Raw genomic sequence first — 17,957 nt, 5'->3', positions numbered from 1 at the left:
GTCACCTTCGTGCCTCGAACGGCGTCGGCCTCCACCGCGGGGAAGTTCACGTTGAAGAGCGTACCCTCGGGCGCTGCGATCGTCAGAAGCTTGCGCACGATCTCGGCGCCATGCCGCTCCGCGGTCGCCAACTGCAGATCGCGTCCGCCATCGGCGCGGAACGTCTGGCTCATCGCGATCGAGCGAAAGCCGAGCATCATGCCCTCGATCGCTCCCGCGACGGTGCCCGAATAGCTCACGTCGTCGCAGACGTTCTGCCCGGCATTGACGCCGGACAGCACCAGATCGGGCGCCTCGGGCATCAGGTGCTTGGCGGCCATGATCACGCAGTCGGTCGGTGTGCCTGTGACGGCGAAACGGCGCTCGCCCTCGCGCCGCACACGCAGAGGCGACGACAGCGTCAAGGAATGAGACAGACCGCTCTGGTCGGTCTCGGGCGCAACCGTCCACACGTCGTCGGACAACTGGCGGGCGATCGCCTCCAGCGTCTTCAGGCCCGGCGCGTGGATGCCGTCGTCGTTCGTCAGAAGAATGCGCATGCTCAATCCCGCCCGATGATCTCGAGCCCGCCCATATAGGGCCGCAGGGCGTCGGGCACGCGAATTTCGCCGGCCTCCGTCTGATAGTTCTCCATCACCGCGATCAGCGCGCGGCCGACGGCCGTGCCCGACCCGTTCAGCGTATGGACGAAGCGCGGCGCGACCTTCTCGCCTGCAGGACGGAAGCGTGCATTCATGCGCCGGGCCTGGAAGTCGCCACAGACGGAGCAGCTGGAAATCTCGCGGAAGGCATCCTGTCCCGGCAGCCAGACTTCGATGTCGTAGGTCTTCTGTGAGGAGAACCCCATGTCGCCCGTGCAGAGGACGACGGTCCGGAAGTGCAGGCCGAGCCGTTCGAGCACCGTCTCGGCCGCGCGCGTCATCCGCTCGTGCTCGTCGAGCGAGGTCTCCGGCGTCGTGACCGATACGAGTTCGGCCTTGTAAAACTGGTGCTGGCGAAGCATGCCGCGCGTATCGCGCCCGGCCGACCCGGCCTCGGAGCGGAACGAGGGCGTCAGCGCGGTGAAGCGCATCGGCAGCTTCGCCTCGTCGATGATCTGCTCGCGCACGAGGTTGGTCAGCGACACCTCGGCTGTCGGGATCATCCAGCGACCGTCGGTGGTGCGGAAGAGGTCCTCGGCGAACTTCGGAAGCTGGCCGGTGCCGAACAGCGCGTCGTCGCGCACCAGAAGCGGGGGGGAGACTTCCTCGTAGCCGAACTCGCTGGTGTGGACGTCGAGCATGAACTGGCCGAGCGCCCGTTCGAGGCCTGCGAGCTTGCCGCGTAGGACCGTGAAGCGCGAGCCGGACATGCGGGCGGCGGCATCGAAATCCATCAGACCGAGCGCTTCGCCGAGCTCGAAATGCTCCTTAGGCCTGAAGGAGAACGCGGGCTTCTCGCCGGAACGGCGAACCTCGACGTTGTCGGCCTCGTCGGCGCCACGCGGCACGTCGGCCAACGGCGCGTTCGGAAGCGTCGCGAGGAAGCCATTCAGCTCTTCGTCGAACTGGCGCTCCTGCCGCTCGCCTTCCTGGATCTTCGCCTTGAGGTCGGCGACCTCGGCCATCACGGCGTCGGCGCGCGCGGCGTCGCCCGAAGCCTTCGCCTTGCCGATCTCCTTGGACGCCTCGTTGCGGCGGCTCTGCCAGCCCTGAAGCACCTGCAGGTGCTCGCGGCGCGCGTCGTCGAGACGGCGCACCTCGGGCGAGGCGGCGGCTGCCCCGCGGCGCTCCAACGCCTCGTCAAGCGCTTGTGGGTTTTCTCGGATCCATTTGAGGTCGAGCATGTATCTCCAGTCCGCGCGGGACGGACCGGAGCCGGAGAATTACTCCGTTTGCGCTTCCGCTTCCGCCAGGCGCTCGGCTCGCTTCTTTTCGATCAACCGTGCCGTGATGATCGAGACCTCGTAGAGAATGATCGCCGGGATCGCAAGGCCGATCTGGGACAAGGGATCGGGCGGTGTCAGCACCGCCGCGACGATGAACGATAGCACGATCGCCCACTTGCGCTTGTCGGCAAGACCGTCGGCCGTGACGATGCCCGCGCGCACGAGAAGCGAGCAGACGACGGGAAGCTGGAAGACCAGACCGAACGCGACGATCAGGGTCATGATGAGCGACAGGTATTCGGAAACGCGCGGCAGCAGCGAGATCGCCGCGTGGCTTCCGTCGCCCGACTGCTGCATCGAGAGGAAGAACCACATCACCATCGGGGTGAAGAAGAAGTAGACCAGCATCGCGCCAAGCAGGAACAGAAGCGGCGTCGCGACCAGAAACGGAATGAACGCCGCGCGTTCGTCGCGATAGAGGCCGGGTGCCACGAACTTGTAGATCTGAATCGCGATCACCGGGAAGGCAAGGAAGAAACCGCCGAAGGCGGCGACCTTCACCTGCGTGAAGAAATACTCCTGCGGCGCGGTGTAGATCAGCTCCACTGCGGCCGGATCGAGCCCGGCCCAGGAACTGGCGATCTGGTATGGCACGACGAGAATGTTGAAGATCTGCTTGGCGAAGAAGAAGCAGATCAGGAACATGCCGAAGAAGCCGGCGATCGCCCAGATCAGGCGACGCCGCAGTTCGATCAGGTGTTCGATCAGCGGAGCGGACGAGGCTTCGATGTCGGCTTCCGAACGCTTCACGTGTTCTCTCCGGCGCGCGCAGGCGCTTCGACCTTCGTCACCGTCGGCGGCACGCTCTCGGCCACCTTCGCCTCACCGTCCGCCGGTACGGGCGCGAGGTCGACACGCGCCGCTGCCCCGTTCGGGTTCGAGGAGATCGGCGTCATCACACTCGGCGGCTCGGCCGGCACGGCAGCCTCGCCGGGCTCGGGAACGCGCGGCGCCGGCGCGGCGGTGGCCGCCCGCAGCGAGGAGCGGATCTCGTCGCCGACCGCACGGATCGGGTTGAGGTTCTTCGAGATGCTCTCGCGCGGATCGAGCGAGCGGACGTCCTGAGCCGTCTTGCGCAGCTCGTCGAACTCGGCCTCCTGCAAGGCTTCGTCGAACTGCTTGCGAAAATCGCCGGCCATGCGTCGCATCTGCGACGTCACGCGGCCGAAGGTCCGAAGCATCTTGGGAAGATCCTTCGGGCCGACGACCACGATCAGAACGATGGCGATGACGAGGAGTTCAAGTCCACCGATGTCGAACATGGCGGTACCGAATCAGGCGTGGCGGCGCGTCCGCGCCGCCAGCGGCCTCAGATCCGCGACTTCTCGACGGGCGTCTCGGTCACGAGCGGCTCGCCGTCGCGGCTTTCGAGCGTGCGGCGTTCGTGGACGACCGTCGTGTCCTCGTCGGCCATGCCCTTCTTGAAATTCTTGATGCCCTTGGCAACGTCGCCCATCAGCTCGGGAATCTTGCCACGGCCGAAGAGGAGCAGCACCACCGCGAGAACGATGAGCCAGTGCCAGATGCTGAAGCTACCCATACTAGTCTCCTATGAGCGCGGCGCGCCCGAGATCCGGTTCAAGCCGATCCACCCGAGCCTTCAAACACGAAAGCCTCTTGCGGATCAACGGATACGAAGACCTCTTGCACACCATCGGGAAGATCACCCGGCCTGATCCGCGCCCGGATCCTCCGATCGAAGCCGTCGACGGCGAGCGACAGGAGGTCAGACCTGCCGACGAACTGACGCGAGACGACGCGAGCCTGAACCGGACCCTCGTCCGGCGAGACGCGCACCCCCTCGAGCCGCAGTCCGACGGTCATGGCTGTGCCATCCGATCGTGGCGAGTCTGCGACGGGACCGAGCGGACACATCACGGTGCCCGCCTGAACCGACGCCGGTAAGACGTTGATTTCGGAAAAGAAGGATGCCGCGAATAGATCGGCCGGTTGCCGGTAGAGCTCGCGCCCCGTACCGCACTGGACGAGCCGGCCCGCGCGCAGGAGAGCGATCCTGTCGCCGAGCCGCATGGCCTCCTCCGCGTCGTGGGTGACGATCACGGCCGTCGCTCGCGTCTCGCGAAGAATCGCGACGGTTTCCGAGCGCATCTCGTCGCGCAGTCGGCTGTCGAGACCCGAGAACGGCTCGTCCATCAACAGAACTTGAGGACGCGGCACCAGCGCACGCGCCATGGCGACACGCTGCTGTTCGCCGCCCGACAGATTGTGCGGATATGTTTCGGCCAGATGCTCCAGCCCGACGCGCCTCAACGCCGCCGTCGCCGTCTCGCGCTGGACCTCGCGCGGCAAGCTGCGGAGGCCGTAGCGGACGTTGTCGACCAGCGTCATGTGCGGGAACAGCGCGAAGTCCTGAAACATCAGCCCGACGCCGCGCTGCTCGGGCGGCACGAAGCGATCGGGACCCGCGACCTCCTGCCCGCCGATGAAAACCTGGCCGGCGGTCTGACGCTCGATACCCGATGCGATGCGCAGGAGGCTGGTCTTGCCGGAACCCGACGGGCCGAGCAGGCAGAGGATCTGCCCGGCGCGAATCTGGATATCGATGTCGGAGAGGATCGTGCGCCCTGCCGCACGGAACCCGATCGAGCGGAACTCGAGATCGGCGGCAAAGCTCACGCCGGTCTTCATTCGACCGGCATCGCGCGGGTTCTGTCGCTCCGTCGTGTCCGTTCGCATCCCGTCCGCCCGTCAGCGCCGAAGGTCGGCAGGACCCTCGCTCGGGCGGGACGTAACGTCTCGGTGCCTGCGGCTCAAGCCGTGAGGGCGAGAAGCGATGCGAACTCCTCGCGCATCCCCTCCCCGACGGGCGCCGTCGCGCCGCCCCGGATCAATGCGTGCGCGCGCTCGGCGCGCCGGAGGCTCTCGCCCGACAGTTCGGGCACGCCTGACGCGATCGCGCGCATCTCGGTCATGTCGCCGTTGCAGTGGAGAGCGAGATCGCAGCCGGCCTCGATCGCGGCGCGTGCGAGCATGTCCATGTCGCCCTGCAGCGCCTTCATCGACATATCGTCGCTCATCAGAAGACCATCGAAGCGCAGCGCCCCGCGGATGATCTCAGAGATGACGATGGGCGAGATCGTCGCAGGACGATCGGGGTCGAGCGTCTCGTAGCGGATATGCGCCGTCATGCCGGCCGGGAGGTCGGCGAGTTCGCCGAACGGCAGGAAGTCGTGGCTTTCGAGTTCGGCCCGGCTCGCGCGGACGTATGGCAGTTCCAGGTGGCTGTCGACCTCGGTCCGGCCATGCCCCGGAATGTGCTTCATCACCGGAAGCACGCCGCCTGCCGCAAGACCGGACGCCGCCGCCCGCCCGAGCGTCGCGACAACCTCCGGGCTGTCGGCATAGGCCCGATCGCCGATCACGGAATGCGAGCCCGGTGCCGGAAGATCGAGACAAGGAAGGCAGTTGACGTTGATACCGTAGCCGCCGAGGAGGTCGTCCGCCAGGAGACGGCCCTGCAGCCAGGCCGCACGACGACCTGCGGATTCGTCCGCCGCGAACACGCGCCCGATCTCGGCGGCGGGGGGAAAACGCGGGGCGAAGGGCGGTCGCAGGCGCTGGACGCGTCCGCCCTCCTGATCGATCAGGATGGGAACGTCGTCGCCGCCACGCACGTCCTTCAGCTCCGCCACGAGATCGCGGACCTGCTGCGGCTCGCCGATGTTGCGGCCGAACAGGATGAAGCCCCACGGGCGCTCGTCGGCGAAGAAGGCCCGCTCGTCCGCGTTGAGACGCTGGCCGATGCAGCCGGAAATCCAGGCCTTCGATCCGTTCATTGCCGTCTTCTCGCTGGGCATGGAAGCGTCGGACGCGGGGACCGCGTCGCGCCGAGGGGATCCGATCCGGCGGTCGACCGCCAGACGTCCGATGGTCGTCACTGCGGCCAGCGTCAGCGCGTCACGAAGCAGCTGCCGCCGGCCGACTTCAGGCTTTCGCATACGCTGTTCGCTTCGTTCTTCGACGCCGCGGCGACACGCACGCGATAGAACGTGCCCTTGCCGGGGATCTCAGCCGCCTTGATGCCGAGGCTGCGTCCGCCGATGGCATTGGAATAACGCTTGCCGAGGTTGGCGAGCGATTCCTCGGCGGCGGCCTGCGAGGGTTGCGACGCGATCTGGACGTAGTAGGCATCCGCACCGGCCGGCGCCTCGACCGCCGCAACGCGCTGCGGCTCGGGCTTGGCGGGTGCGGGGGTCGCCGCGACGTCTGCCGGCTCCTCGTCCTCCGACGGCGCCGGGGCCGTGGTGGACGCCGTCGTCAGCGACGCCTCGTCGGCGTTGAACGGCATCTGCGGCGAGATTCCGGCCACCGGATCGAGCGTCGCGGCATGCGCCTGCATGGACGCGGCCGCCGTCAGGAGCGAGGTGCCGTCGACCGGAACCTCGCTGGCGACCAGCGTTCCGTCGGGCCGCACCGAGAGGGTGCGCACCTTGCGGGGCTGAAGCGTGCCGTCGGCGGGCTCCTTCGCTGCCGCGACCTCCTTCGCCGGCTCCTCGCCGGGAAGCGGGATCTGGTCGCCGACCTCGACGCCGGGCAGGGAATCGACGGGGGCATCCTCCTCTTCGGCGATGTCCATCGGCTCTTCCATCGCCGTGACGAGCGAGCTCTGCTTCGGGGCCGTGGTCGCCGACGAGGCGCCGGCCACCTTCTGGTAGACCGCCTTGTTCTGGTTGGGGATTGTCTTGCCGCCGGGATCCACCGGCGCAATCTTGTACGGCTCCGCGTCCGCCTTGATCAGCATCGAGCCGTCGCCGGACGTCGGACCGCTCGTGCCCATCAGGCTCGCGCCGCCCGCGATCGCAACGATCGCCACCACCGCGACGCCGCTCACCAGCATCACGCCGCGCATGCGCGACCGGCTGCGGACGGGCATGTCATCATACGGCTCGTACTCGGGCTCGGCCTCGTCGTAGCCGACGACATCCTCGTCGTCGTAGTGCGCCTGCGCCGGGGCGGGGCCGCCGCGCATCGCAGCGAGCTCGCTGTTGATGAGCTCGTCGAAATCGTCGAGCGTGATCGCCTGACGTGGCTCGAGATCGTACTCGGCGTCGCGCGCGGGGGCGAAGGACTGCGTTTCGGCGGGATTGGTATTGCGCGGGCGCGCCGGCATGCTGAGACCGAGAAGGGCCTCGTCGATCTGGCGATCGGCGTCGCCGCTGCCACGAATGCCGCGCGGCAGCGAGCCCGGCGCGGCAGCCACGCGCGGGGCCGCAGACACGGCCTGCACCTGGGGCGCGGAGCCGGTCGGCTGGTAGGTGAAGTTCTCCCACTCGGCCGACTCGACCTCGACGGGCTCGAACCCGCCATAGGTCGAGGAACCGCCGCGCTGGCTGGTCATCGGAGGATCGATATGGCGGGCGGCATCGGAATACCGGCCACCCTCGCCCGCACCGCGACCGCCGAAATCCTTCGCGTCCTTCATGACCTGACCCCACTCCGCAAGACGATCCGTACGCCTGGACCGTGCCGTCGAACGAGGTCTGCCACTAGGGCGCGAACTTGTTCAAAGCGTGGTCCGTTCAGCGCATCTCTTCAGGCGCGTGGACTCCGATCAGCTTGAGACCGGAGGCGATCACGAAGGCGACGGCCTGCACGAGCCCGAGGCGCGCTAGGCTTGTTGTCGCATCGTTAGCCTTAACGAAGCGTAACTCCGGGTGATCCTTGCCGCGATTGTACTGTCCATGGAACGCCGAGGCGAGGTCGTAGAGATAGAACGCGAGGCGATGCGGCTCCTTGGCGAGCGATGCCGCCTGCACGAGGCGCGGGTACTCGGCGAGCTTGCGGATCAGGGCCAGCTCGCCCTCGTCGGTCAGAAGCGACAAGGTCTCGGCATCGACCGTGGCGACCGCCGACACGTCGATCCCCTCGCCGTCCGCCTGCCGCATGATCGAGCGGGCACGGGCATGGGCGTACTGCACGTAGAAGACCGGGTTGTCCTTCGACTGCTCGGTCACCTTCTGGAAGTCGAAGTCGAGCGGCGCATCGCTCTTGCGGAACAGCATCATGAAGCGGACGGGATCGCGCCCGACCTCGTTCACGACGTCGGCGAGCGTCACGAACTCGCCCGCGCGCTTGGACATTCGCACCGGCTCGCCGTTGCGGAAGAGCTTCACGAGCTGGCAGAGGACGACGTCGACATGCGCCTTGTCGCCGGCGACAGCCTTGGCGACGGCCTCCAGCCGCTTGACGTAGCCGCCATGATCGGCGCCCAGCACGTAGACCATCTCGTCGAAGCCGCGCGCGAACTTGTCGGCGAAATAGGCGACGTCCGCCGCGAAATAGGTATAGGTGCCGTCCGACTTCACGAGCGGGCGGTCGACGTCGTCGCCGACCTCGGTCGAGCGCAGGAGGGTCTGCTCGCGGTCCTCCCAGTCCTCCGGCAGCTGGCCCTTCGGCGGGGGCAGCGTGCCCTGATAGACGAAGCCGCGCTCACGCAGGTCATCGACGGCCTGGGTGATCCGGCTCGGGTCGCCCTCGTGAAGCGTCTTCTCGGAGAAGAACACGTCCTGCGTGATATCCAGCGCCTTCAGGTCGTCGCGGATCGACATCATCATCGCCGCGATCGCATAGGACTTCACGGTCGGCAACCACTCCGCCTCGTCCTGATCGAGGAGTTCGCGGCCATAGCGGATCGCGAGCGCGGCACCGACGGTCTTGAGATAATCGCCGGGGTAGAGGCCCGCGGGAATCTCGCCGATCGCCTCGCCCAGTGCCTCGCGGTAGCGCAGGAAGGTCGAGCGCGCGAGCACCTCGATCTGCGCACCGGCGTCGTTGATGTAGTATTCCTTCGAGACCTCGTTGCCGGCGAAGGCCATGACGTTGGCGATCGCATCGCCGACGACCGCACCGCGGCAATGGCCGACATGCAGCGGACCGGTCGGGTTGGCCGAGACGTATTCGACGTTCACCCGGTGACCCGTCGCCTCGCCGCGGCCGTAGTCGAGACCACGGGCCAGGAGTTCGTGAAGGTGCCTGGTCCAGTAGGCGCTCTTCAGGCGCAGGTTGATGAAGCCGGGGCCGGCCACCTCGACGGTCTCGACGTCGTCGTCCTTGCGAAGGGCGTCCGCGAAGGCGTCGGCGAGGTCGCGCGGCTTCGCGCCGAGCGGCTTGGCGAGAACCATCGCCGCATTCGTCGACAGGTCGCCGTGCGAGGCGTCGCGCGGCGGCTCGACGCCGATCCGCGAGAGGTCGGCGCCCTCGTTCCCGCGAGCGTTCAGAACCGCTTCGACCCGTTCCCGGATGCGCTGCTCGAAGTCGGCGAAGATGTTCATCAGAGGATCCGGTCTTGGCGGGGCGCGCTGCGCCGAGGCGAAGGCAGCGCGCGCTGGAAACGATGACGGGGATGATCCCGCGAGCGGCGGCGCTAACGCAAATCCGGCGTATCGTCAAACAAACGGCGGTGCTCGGCGAGCGCGAAACTGTCGGTCATCCCGGACAGGTAGTCCCCGACATGACGCGCGAGACGCTCGGGCGGCAGCCCTTGTGCCGCCTCGCTCCAGCCGCCCGGCAAGAGGTCCGGCCGCTCCACCAGCCGATCGAACAGTTCCTCCACCACCCGCTCGGCCTGCCGCATCGTGTCGAAGACGAGCGGGTTGCGGTAGACACGCTGGAAAAGGAAGGTCCGCGTCTGCGCGACCTGCGCCCGCATCGTCGGCGAGAAATCGACGAGGGTCCGCGCGGCCGAGCGCACATCCTCGACGCTGGCAATGGCATACGAGGCAAGGCTCTCCAGCGTCGTCGCGATCACGTCCTCGACGAGCCGCGTGATGTGCCGGCGCATGATCTCGTGCCCCGTACGGACCGGGTCGAGATCGGGATGGCGTGCGCGCACCTCGCGCAGGATGTCGCCGGCCAGATCGAGCGCCTCGAGATCGTCGAGCGCGATCAGCCCGGCCCGCAGACCGTCGTCGAGATCGTGTGTGTTGTAGGCGATGTCGTCCGAAATCGCCGCCGCCTGCGCCTCCAGGCTGGCGAAACTGTCGAGAGCCAGCGGGAACCCGGCGTCGAACGCGGCGATCTGCGGCGGCACGGGGTGGCGGCTTGCGGCATGGGGTCCATTGAGCGGTCCGTTGTGCTTCACCAGTCCTTCGAGCGTCTCGAACGTCAGGTTCAGCCCATCGAATTCGGCGTAGCGACGCTCCAACGCGGTCACGATGCGCAGCGACTGCGCATTATGATCGAAGCCGCCGACGTCGGCGAGCTTGCGGTCCAGCGCCCGCTCCCCGGCGTGGCCGAACGGCGTGTGACCGAAATCGTGGACGAGCGCGATCGCTTCCGTCAGATCCTCGTCGAGCCGAAGCGCGCGGGCGAAGGCGCGCGCGATCTGCGAGACCTCGATCGTGTGGGTCAATCGGGTTCGGTAATGATCGCCCTCGTAGGCGACGAAGACCTGCGTCTTGTGCTTCAGCCGGCGGAAGGCGGTGGAGTGGACGATCCGGTCGCGGTCGCGCTGAAATGGCGTGCGCGCCCGGCTTTCGGGCTCGGGGACGAGCCGTCCGCGCGAGGCGGCCGCGTGTACGGCGAAGGGCGCCAGACCGTCATGGCCGGTTCCGATGCGTTGGGTCGTCCAGTCCGACATGGCCGTCCGCGAAGTTGGGCGCCGGCGGAGCGACGCGAGGCGGGCGAGATTGACCCTCCCGTTGCGCGTCCATACCTTAGCGACACGACCCCAACAACAAGAGGCCGGATTGCCGCCGATGCGGCGCCGGATCAGCCATGAGCGAGACGCTCGCCAATTCCATCACCGTGTCCGACGCGGCCGCCCGCCGCATCAAGGCGATCGTCGCCAGGAGCGAGACCGAGAACGCGTTGCGGATTTCGGTCGAGGGCGGCGGGTGCTCGGGCTTCTCCTACAAGTTCGACCTCACGCGCGACGTCGAGAGCGACGACCTCGTGATCGAGAAGGACGGGGCGCGCGTTCTCGTCGATCAGACCTCGCTGGCCTATCTCGACGGGTCGGTGGTGGATTTCGTGGACGACCTGATGGGTCAGTCCTTCCAGATCCGCAACCCGAATGCGACCGCCTCCTGCGGCTGCGGCACGTCCTTCGCAATTTGACAGACCCGGTCGGCGAAGGGCATGGCCTTGGCCATTGCCTTCCGACCGGAACCCCGCCCATGCTGCTCGCCACTTGGAACATCAACGGCGTCAAGGCACGGTCCGAGGCGCTGCTGGCGTGGCTGGACGAGCGCAAGCCCGACATCGTCGGGCTGCAGGAGATCAAGAGCGTCGACGAGAGCTTCCCCCGCGCCGACCTCGAGGCGCGCGGCTGGCACGTCGAGACGCACGGCCAGAAGGGCTTCAACGGGGTCGCCCTCCTCTCGCGCCAGCCACCGGCCGCGGTGGAGCGGGGTCTGCCGGGAGACGCGACCGACGAGCAGTCGCGTTTCATCGAGGGCATCTGGGAAATCGGCGGCAAGCCGCTCCGCTTCGCCTCGCTCTACCTGCCGAACGGCAATCCGATCGGCACCGAGAAGTTCACCTACAAGCTCGCCTGGATGAAGCGCCTTGAAGCGCATGCGCGGCGCCGCCTCGGCGAGGAACTGCCGTTCCTCCTGGCGGGCGACTACAACGTCATTCCCCAGCCGGAGGACGTCAAGAACCCGGCCGCCTGGGCGGAGGACGCGCTTTATCAGCCGGAAAGCCGCGAGGCCTATCGCCGGCTTCTCAATCTCGGCCTCACCGACGCCGTGCGCGCCTCCAGCGATCAAGCGGAGACCTATACGTTCTGGGATTATCAGGCCGGCGCCTGGCAGAAGAACAACGGCATCCGGATCGACCACGTGCTGCTCTCGCCAGAGGCCGCTGTCGCGCTCCGCTCGGTCGCGATCGACAAGCATGTGCGCGCCTGGGAGAAGCCCTCCGACCACGTGCCCGTGGTCGTGGAACTCGACCCGGCTTCGCTGCGCTAGTTGGCCGGGTCGTTGCCGCTTTCGGCAAAGGCGATCGCGGTCTTGCGGTCGTCCTCGGATGAGAGGGAGAAGGCTTCCTCCTGGAGCGGACGGATCCACTCGCGGTCCTTCGGCGCGGCCAGCTTGTAGGCGCGCGTCAGCATCGCCAGCCCACGCGCCGGCTCGGCCCGCATCGCGATCGCGTCGCCGTCGAAGATCAGGTAGCCGAGCAGCGCTTCGGCCTTCGCATAGCCCTTGTGGGCGGACAGCTTGAGCCAGCGCGCGGCCTGGCGCGGGTTAGCCCGGCCGCCCTCGCCCGCCAGCAGCATCCGCCCGAGTTCGAACTGCGCGCGCGCGTCGCCGAAATAGGTCGCGGCATGGGTGTAGAGCTGGCGCGCCTGCGACGCATCGGGCTTCACCGGCGTCCCCGAAATGCCCGACCGCACGTATTCGGCCAGGGCCAGGACGGCGCTGACGACGTAGGGCGCGTTGGGCGAGGACGCGGTGTCGTCCTCTTGGTCGCGCACGATCTGCTCGAACATCTTGAAGGCTTCGAAGTCGTCCTCGACCACGCCGTCGCCGGCCGCGTACATCTGGCCGAGCTTCCAGCGGGCGCCGGGATGACCGAGCTTGGCGGCATGCTGGAGCGCATCGATCGCCGCCGCCGTCTCGCCCCGCTTGTAGGCCGCAAATCCCATCGAGAAGACGTCGCGCGGGCTGGACGACGGCGTCTCCAGCACCGGGTTGGCGGACGGATCGAGCGCCAGCACGGGGCCCGCGCCGAGCGCGAGCGCAACCAGTCCCCCGAGGCCGAACGCTCTAGTGTGCCGCATCGACGCGAACCGCACCGCTTGCACAACCGAACGACGACGAAGCGGCGACGCCGCGGCCGATGAGGCCCAGGCGGCCATTCGGCCCCTTCCGGTCGGTTGTCGATTTCATGGTCCGGTCCTCCGCGTCGAGGATCGGATAAACAGCTTGCGCCATCATGCCCTGCGAATGTCCGTCCCCGCACTTCACGGTCGTGGGTGGTCCGCCTTTATGGCGGCAGCACGGCATTCTTTCCTGGCAGGCTTTATAGGCGATGCTTGCCTGCAATAGTGTTGCTGCCGCTCCACACATTCACGACCCTTGGTCGTGCGAACGGCGGCACCGGCCCCAAAGCCGATGCCGCCGCTCTCAAAGCTTTTGCAAGGTCAGAACGAGAGCTTGAGCGAGACGTTCGCTGCGTAGACCCAGTCGTTGCCCACATCGGCATCGAACACGGCGCCACTCGTCCGGCGCTGCTCGCCGTCGGTCCAGTAGCCGATCAGGCCGCCGACGCGCAGCTCCGCCCAATCGTTGTTCTTGAGGGCGAGACCGCCCGACAGGGTGTAGAGGTCGGTATAGGTGGTTTCCGCCCCGGTCGAGACGCCGCTGTCGTAGCCGAGCGAGATGCTGCCCGACACGTTCTCGTTGAAGGCGCGGCCGATGCCGATGGTCGCCGTGTAGCCGTCGTCCCAGTAGTAGGGGCTGACGTTTGAGTTGCCGGCGACGGTGGTCACCACCGCGCGGTTGGTGCTCCAGTCGGTCCAGCGGAACGAGGCGAGAAGAAGCGTGCCCTCCGCGATGCCCGTCTGCGCGTTCATATAGAGGCTCTGCGGGCTGGTCGCGGTGTTCAGCGAGGCCGGCAGGTTGCTGGCAAGGACCGTGCCGCCCGTCGGCAGCGCCGAGATCAGGGCCGGCGGAACGTTGATGCCGCGCTGGGCGAGGAACGCTGCCGCCTGCGGGATCGAGAGCTGACGCCCGTCGGCGAGCTGGACGAAGGCGTTGTTGGAGGCGACGAGCGTGCCGGTGCCGGTGATGTCGTCGTGCTCCACCTCGGAGCGGTAGAGAATCTGCGCACGCAGCGCGATCTCGGGAATCTCGAAGGCCGCGCCGATGCGATAGCCGGCCGAGAAGCCCTGGCTCGTATCGGCGGTCAGCGCCACCGGCAGAAGCAGCTGCCCGCCGAACGAGGCCAGCGCGCCCTGCAGGGCGCCCGGCAGCGTCGGGCCGAGGTTACGGGCGGCAAGGCTCGTCCCGTTGAAGTTGAAGTCTTCGCCGAACACGCCGCCCAGCACGCTGAAGCGCATGCCGTTCGTCGAATAGCTGACGCGGCAGGTGCCGCTGATCTCGTCCGAATCGAATGCGAGGTCGCGAACGCGCGATCCGCCGGGGAATCCGGCCGGCTGCGCTCCGCCCGGCAGCGAGGAATAGTCGGCCTCCGCCGCAAACGCCTCGACATAGTTGCCGACGCAGGCGACCGAATCGTTGCCGAGCTTCAGGGCCGCGCTCGGGATCATGTAGGTGCCGGTGTAGTCGCCGTAGTCGCCGGAAACACCGTTGACGCGCTCGAACCCGCGAGCCGGGTTGACGTAGGTGAAGCCGAGGCGCGTGCTGAAGGGAGCCGCCTCGTAGAGTACGTCGGTGTCGGCCGTGCCGCGCTGGAAACCGCCGGCCTGCGCGGCACTGGCGCCGAGCAGAACCAGAATTGTCGTCTGCGCCAGGCGCGCCTTGAAACCGCTCATGCTTTCCCCCACCGGTCGTCTTCGCGGGCATTCCCCCTGCCCGTCCGTATGACCGAACCGTGTCATGATGCGAGGGCGTTGAGAATACGGGCGAAAGCACGGCGACAGGTTGGCGAAACCTGTACGAGGCGCGAGACGAGACGGAGAAAAGGCCTTATATTTTTCCGCCAAGCCCTTGTCTTCGCTTGGCCATCTCCTTCAGACAGAACCGGGTCGGTGCTGTCGTCCTCTTCAGCGCCCGGTTGTACGCCCCCTTCCGTAAACGGAAGAATTCGATCACCGTTGCAGGAACGCTACACGCCCGGCAACGGTGATCGAAGGCAGAGCTAGCGAAGCATGGCCAGCGCGGCGTCCAGCTTTTCGGCCTCGGCGAGATAATCGGCCCGCTTCTCGCGCTCTTGGACGACCACCTCCTCCGGCGCGTTCGCGACGAAGCGCTCGTTGGAGAGCTTCTTGTCGATGCGATCGACCTCGGTCCGGGCCTTGGCGGCCGCCTTCGTCAGGCGTGCGATCTCCGCTGCGACGTCGACCGTTCCGGCGAGCGGCAGAGCGTAGGCCCGCGTGTCGAGGACGAACTGAACGGACTGCGGCGGAGCGACGTCGGCGGCCTCGATGCTGGACAGGCGAGCCAGCCGCTTCAACGCCGCATCGTGGCGAACCAGTCTTTCGCGGGTCTTCGCATCGACGCCGACGGCCACGAGCGGCGCCTCCGCACCGGGCGGAACGTTCATCTCGGCGCGAATCGACCGAATTTCGCCGACGAGCGACACCAGCCAGTTCAAATCGTCGGCGGCATCCGAGTCGTGAAACGCCAGGACCGGCCACTCGCCATGGCACAGGAGCACGTCGCGCGGACGCGGTCCCGCCGTCGCCGTCCAGAGCTCTTCGGTGAGGAAGGGCATGAACGGGTGGAGAAGCGCATACACCCGGTCGAGGACGAAGCCTGTCACGCGCCGCGTCTCGACCTTCGCCGCCTCGTCCTCGCCGAGGAACACGGGCTTGGCGAGTTCCAGATACCAGTCGCAGACCGTGTTCCAGGTGAAGCGGTAGATCGCGGCCGCCGCGTCGTTGAAGCGGTAGGACTCCAGCGCTGCGTCGACTTCCGAGATCGCGGTCGCCAGCTCGCTCATCAGCCAGCGATTGAGCGGCAGGGACAGGGTTTCGGGATCGACGGGGACGTTATGCTCGGCGCCGTTCATCTCGGCAAAGCGCGTCGCATTCCAGAGCTTGGTGCCGAAGTTGCGATAGCCGCCGATCCGCTGCGGATCGAGCTTCACGTCGCGCCCCTGCGCCGCCATGATCGCCAGCGTGAACCGCAGGGCATCGGCGCCGAACTCGTCGATCAGGTCGAGCGGATCAACGACGTTGCCCTTCGACTTCGACATCTTGGCCCCGTTCTTGTCGCGAACGAGGGCGTGCATGTAGACGGTGCCGAACGGCTCCTGGCCGGTGAAATGCAGGCCCATCATCATCATCCGGGCGACCCAGAAGAAGATGATGTCGAAGCCGCTGACGAGAACGTTGGTCGGATAGTAGGTCGCGAGCTCCGGCGTCTTGTCCGGCCAGCCGAGGGTCGAGAACGGCCAGAGCGCAGACGAGAACCAGGTGTCCAGCACGTCCTCGTCGCGCCGCAGGAAGCCGTCGAAGACCGAACCGGTCTCGGCCATCTCCCGCGCCTCGGCGTCCGTCAGCATGCCGTTCGTGACGTAATGGGCGAGCGCCGCACCGGCGACGGTCTCCTCGTCCTCGTCCACGAACACCGCGCCGTCCGGTCCGTACCAGGCCGGGATCTGGTGGCCCCACCAGAGCTGGCGCGAGATGCACCAGGGCTGGATGTTCTCCATCCAGTCGAAATAGGTCTTCTCCCAGTTGCGCGGGACGAAGGTCGTGTGGCCCTCGCGCACGCTGGCGATCGCGGGCTGCGCCAGCGTCTTCGTATCGACATACCACTGGTCGGTCAGGAACGGCTCGATCGGCACGCCGCCGCGGTCGCCGTGCGGCACCATGTGGACGTGGTCCTCGACCTTCGCGAGATACCCCTCGCCGTCCATCCAGTCGACGATGAGCTTGCGCGCCGCGAAGCGGTCGAGGCCCTCGAACATGCCGACGGCCCGCTCGCCGTCGGCCGGGAACAGTCCCTCCAGGAACTCCGCATTGTCGCGGATCGAGATCGTGGCGTCCGCCGCCAGCACCGAGATGCGCGCAAGGCCATGACGCTCACCGACCTCGAAGTCGTTGAAGTCGTGCGCCGGTGTAATCTTCACGGCGCCCGAGCCCGCCTCCGGGTCGGCATAGTCGTCGGCCACCACGGGGATGACACGGCCGACCAGCGGAAGCCGGACCGTCTTGCCGACGAGATCGGCGTAGCGCTCGTCGGAGCCGTTCACCGCGACGCCGGAATCGCCGAGCATCGTCTCGGGGCGCGTCGTCGCGACCGTGATGAAGGTCGCGGAGTTCGACGGATCGTAGTCGCGTCCCTCGACGGGATAGCGGAAATGCCAGAGATGGCCGCGAATTTCGCGCTGCTCCACCTCGATGTCGGAGATCGCGGTCAGGAGCTTCGGATCCCAGTTGACCAGGCGCTTGTCGCGATAGATCAGCCCCTCGCGGTGAAGCTGCACGAAGACGCGGCGGACCGCCCGCGACAGGCCGTCATCCATCGTGAAGCGCTCGCGCGACCAGTCGCACGACGCACCGAGGCGCCGCAGCTGCCCGAGGATAGCCCCGCCCGATTCGCTCTTCCACTGCCAGATGCGCTCGATGAAGGCTTCGCGGCCCATCGCCCGGCGGCCGGGCTCCTTACGCTCCGCAAGCTGGCGCTCGACGACCATCTGAGTCGCGATGCCGGCATGGTCGAGGCCAGGTTGCCAGAGGACGTTCTGGCCGAGCATACGGCGATGCCGGACGAGGATGTCCTGCAGCGTGTTGTTCAGCGCGTGCCCGATATGCAGCGAGCCCGTGACGTTCGGCGGCGGAATGACGATGGAGAAGGGATCGGCGCCGGGCTTGGCGCCGGCACCGGCCCGAAATGCGTCGGCGGCCTCCCACCGATCGGCCACGCGGGGCTCGATCGCGGCGGCGTCGTAGGTCTTCTCCATGGGCGGGCATCCAGATCGATCAGAATCGCGACCGGGTTTCGAGCAAGACGTCCGCGATGTCAACGAAGCCGCACGCGGCTCCGTATGGACCTGCCTCGAACGAAGAAGGGCGCCCTCCCCGTGGAGCGCGCCCTTCGATCCAAGTCACATGGCCGACGATGCGTCAGCGCTTGATGCCACCCCGGGCCAGCCGCTCGATCTCCTCGCGGATGAGACGCTCGACCATCTTCGGCAGATTGTCGTCGAGCCAGTCGCGCAGCATCGGCTGGAGCATTTCCTGCGCCATCGCTTCGAGCGAGCGGAGTTCGCCCTGCCGGATCGCCTCGGCGAGTTCGTTGAAGGAGGCGCCGACGAGCTGGCCCGTCGTCGGCGACACCAGCGGCGGGGGCGTGTCGCCGAACCGGCTCGTGGACGCAGCTCCCTCGTCCGCCCGGCGCGCGTCGGAGTTGGCGGGCTCGAAGGCGTTGCGCTC

The 17,957-nt window shown here is 67.4% G+C and carries 17 protein-coding genes; 2 read left to right on the top strand and 15 right to left on the bottom strand.

Translation table 11 applies throughout. The features are described 5' to 3' along the window. The 10 genes from surE to QZ753_RS06975 all read right to left on the bottom strand — a co-directional run. Positions 1–539 (bottom strand): 5'/3'-nucleotidase SurE (surE, locus tag QZ753_RS07020; RefSeq protein WP_294642249.1); only part of this gene is annotated, 539 nt, incomplete at its 3' end. 2 nt (positions 540–541) lie between these two features. Next, the gene (serS, locus tag QZ753_RS07015) at positions 542–1,825 is read right to left on the bottom strand and encodes a serine--tRNA ligase (protein ID WP_294642246.1); all 1,284 of its coding nucleotides are present in this window, start codon (positions 1,823–1,825) and stop codon (positions 542–544) included. Positions 1,826–1,864: 39 nt separating this feature from the next. Beyond that, a complete protein-coding gene (gene tatC / locus QZ753_RS07010) occupies positions 1,865–2,677 on the bottom strand; it encodes a twin-arginine translocase subunit TatC (RefSeq protein ID WP_294642245.1) in 813 nt (270 codons plus the stop codon). Then, positions 2,674–3,189: a Sec-independent protein translocase protein TatB gene (gene tatB / locus QZ753_RS07005; protein ID WP_294642243.1), complete on the bottom strand. Its 516-nt coding sequence runs from the start codon at positions 3,187–3,189 to the stop codon at positions 2,674–2,676. The genes tatC and tatB overlap by 4 nt, the downstream gene beginning before the upstream one ends. A gap of 47 nt (positions 3,190–3,236) precedes the next feature. Next, positions 3,237–3,467 (bottom strand): twin-arginine translocase TatA/TatE family subunit, encoded by a 231-nt coding sequence (locus tag QZ753_RS07000; protein WP_294642241.1) that lies wholly within the window; start codon positions 3,465–3,467, stop codon positions 3,237–3,239. A 38-nt stretch (positions 3,468–3,505) separates the two neighbouring features. Then, a complete protein-coding gene (locus QZ753_RS06995) occupies positions 3,506–4,576 on the bottom strand; it encodes an ABC transporter ATP-binding protein (protein WP_294642240.1) in 1,071 nt (356 codons plus the stop codon). A gap of 122 nt (positions 4,577–4,698) precedes the next feature. After that, a complete protein-coding gene (gene nagZ, locus QZ753_RS06990) occupies positions 4,699–5,724 on the bottom strand; it encodes a beta-N-acetylhexosaminidase (protein ID WP_294642238.1) in 1,026 nt (341 codons plus the stop codon). Between the two features lie 113 nt (positions 5,725–5,837). Then, entirely contained in the window at positions 5,838–7,370 is a 1,533-nt protein-coding gene (locus tag QZ753_RS06985) for an SPOR domain-containing protein (RefSeq protein WP_294642236.1), read from the bottom strand. Positions 7,371–7,467: 97 nt separating this feature from the next. Continuing rightward, complete coding sequence (gene argS / locus QZ753_RS06980; RefSeq protein WP_294642233.1) at positions 7,468–9,219, bottom strand: arginine--tRNA ligase; 1,752 nt, start codon at positions 9,217–9,219, stop codon at positions 7,468–7,470. A 92-nt stretch (positions 9,220–9,311) separates the two neighbouring features. After that, entirely contained in the window at positions 9,312–10,526 is a 1,215-nt protein-coding gene (locus QZ753_RS06975; protein ID WP_294642231.1) for a deoxyguanosinetriphosphate triphosphohydrolase, read from the bottom strand. Positions 10,527–10,663: 137 nt separating this feature from the next. On the opposite strand from QZ753_RS06975, the gene erpA reads away from it, so the two are divergent. Further along, positions 10,664–11,005, top strand: a complete 342-nt coding sequence (gene erpA / locus QZ753_RS06970) for an iron-sulfur cluster insertion protein ErpA (protein WP_294642229.1) — start codon at positions 10,664–10,666, stop codon at positions 11,003–11,005. 59 nt (positions 11,006–11,064) lie between these two features. Then, positions 11,065–11,859 (top strand): exodeoxyribonuclease III, encoded by a 795-nt coding sequence (gene xth, locus QZ753_RS06965; protein ID WP_294642228.1) that lies wholly within the window; start codon positions 11,065–11,067, stop codon positions 11,857–11,859. On the opposite strand, the gene QZ753_RS06960 is transcribed toward xth, so the two are convergent. The 5 genes from QZ753_RS06960 to QZ753_RS06940 form a co-directional block, all read right to left on the bottom strand. Beyond that, positions 11,856–12,671: a tetratricopeptide repeat protein gene (locus QZ753_RS06960; RefSeq protein WP_294642226.1), complete on the bottom strand. Its 816-nt coding sequence runs from the start codon at positions 12,669–12,671 to the stop codon at positions 11,856–11,858. The two genes, xth and QZ753_RS06960, sit on opposite strands and share 4 nt — an antisense overlap. Then, positions 12,658–12,828 carry a hypothetical protein gene (locus tag QZ753_RS06955; RefSeq protein ID WP_294642223.1) on the bottom strand — a complete coding sequence of 57 codons (171 nt, stop codon included), beginning with the start codon at positions 12,826–12,828 and terminating at the stop codon, positions 12,658–12,660. Before QZ753_RS06955 ends, QZ753_RS06960 begins: the two co-directional genes overlap by 14 nt. A gap of 206 nt (positions 12,829–13,034) precedes the next feature. Beyond that, a complete protein-coding gene (locus tag QZ753_RS06950; protein WP_294642221.1) occupies positions 13,035–14,387 on the bottom strand; it encodes a long-chain fatty acid transporter in 1,353 nt (450 codons plus the stop codon). A gap of 326 nt (positions 14,388–14,713) precedes the next feature. Next, on the bottom strand, positions 14,714–17,485 hold the full coding sequence (locus QZ753_RS06945; RefSeq protein WP_294642219.1) for a valine--tRNA ligase: 2,772 nt from the start codon (positions 17,483–17,485) through the stop codon (positions 14,714–14,716). A gap of 163 nt (positions 17,486–17,648) precedes the next feature. Next, a partial coding sequence (locus QZ753_RS06940; RefSeq protein ID WP_294642217.1) for a PopZ family protein occupies positions 17,649–17,957 on the bottom strand: 309 nt, incomplete at its 5' end.

The sequence above is a fragment of the uncultured Aureimonas sp. genome, from assembly GCF_913775355.1.
Lineage (GTDB): Bacteria > Pseudomonadota > Alphaproteobacteria > Rhizobiales > Rhizobiaceae > Aureimonas.
This window is presented reverse-complemented; position numbering and strand designations above follow the sequence as displayed.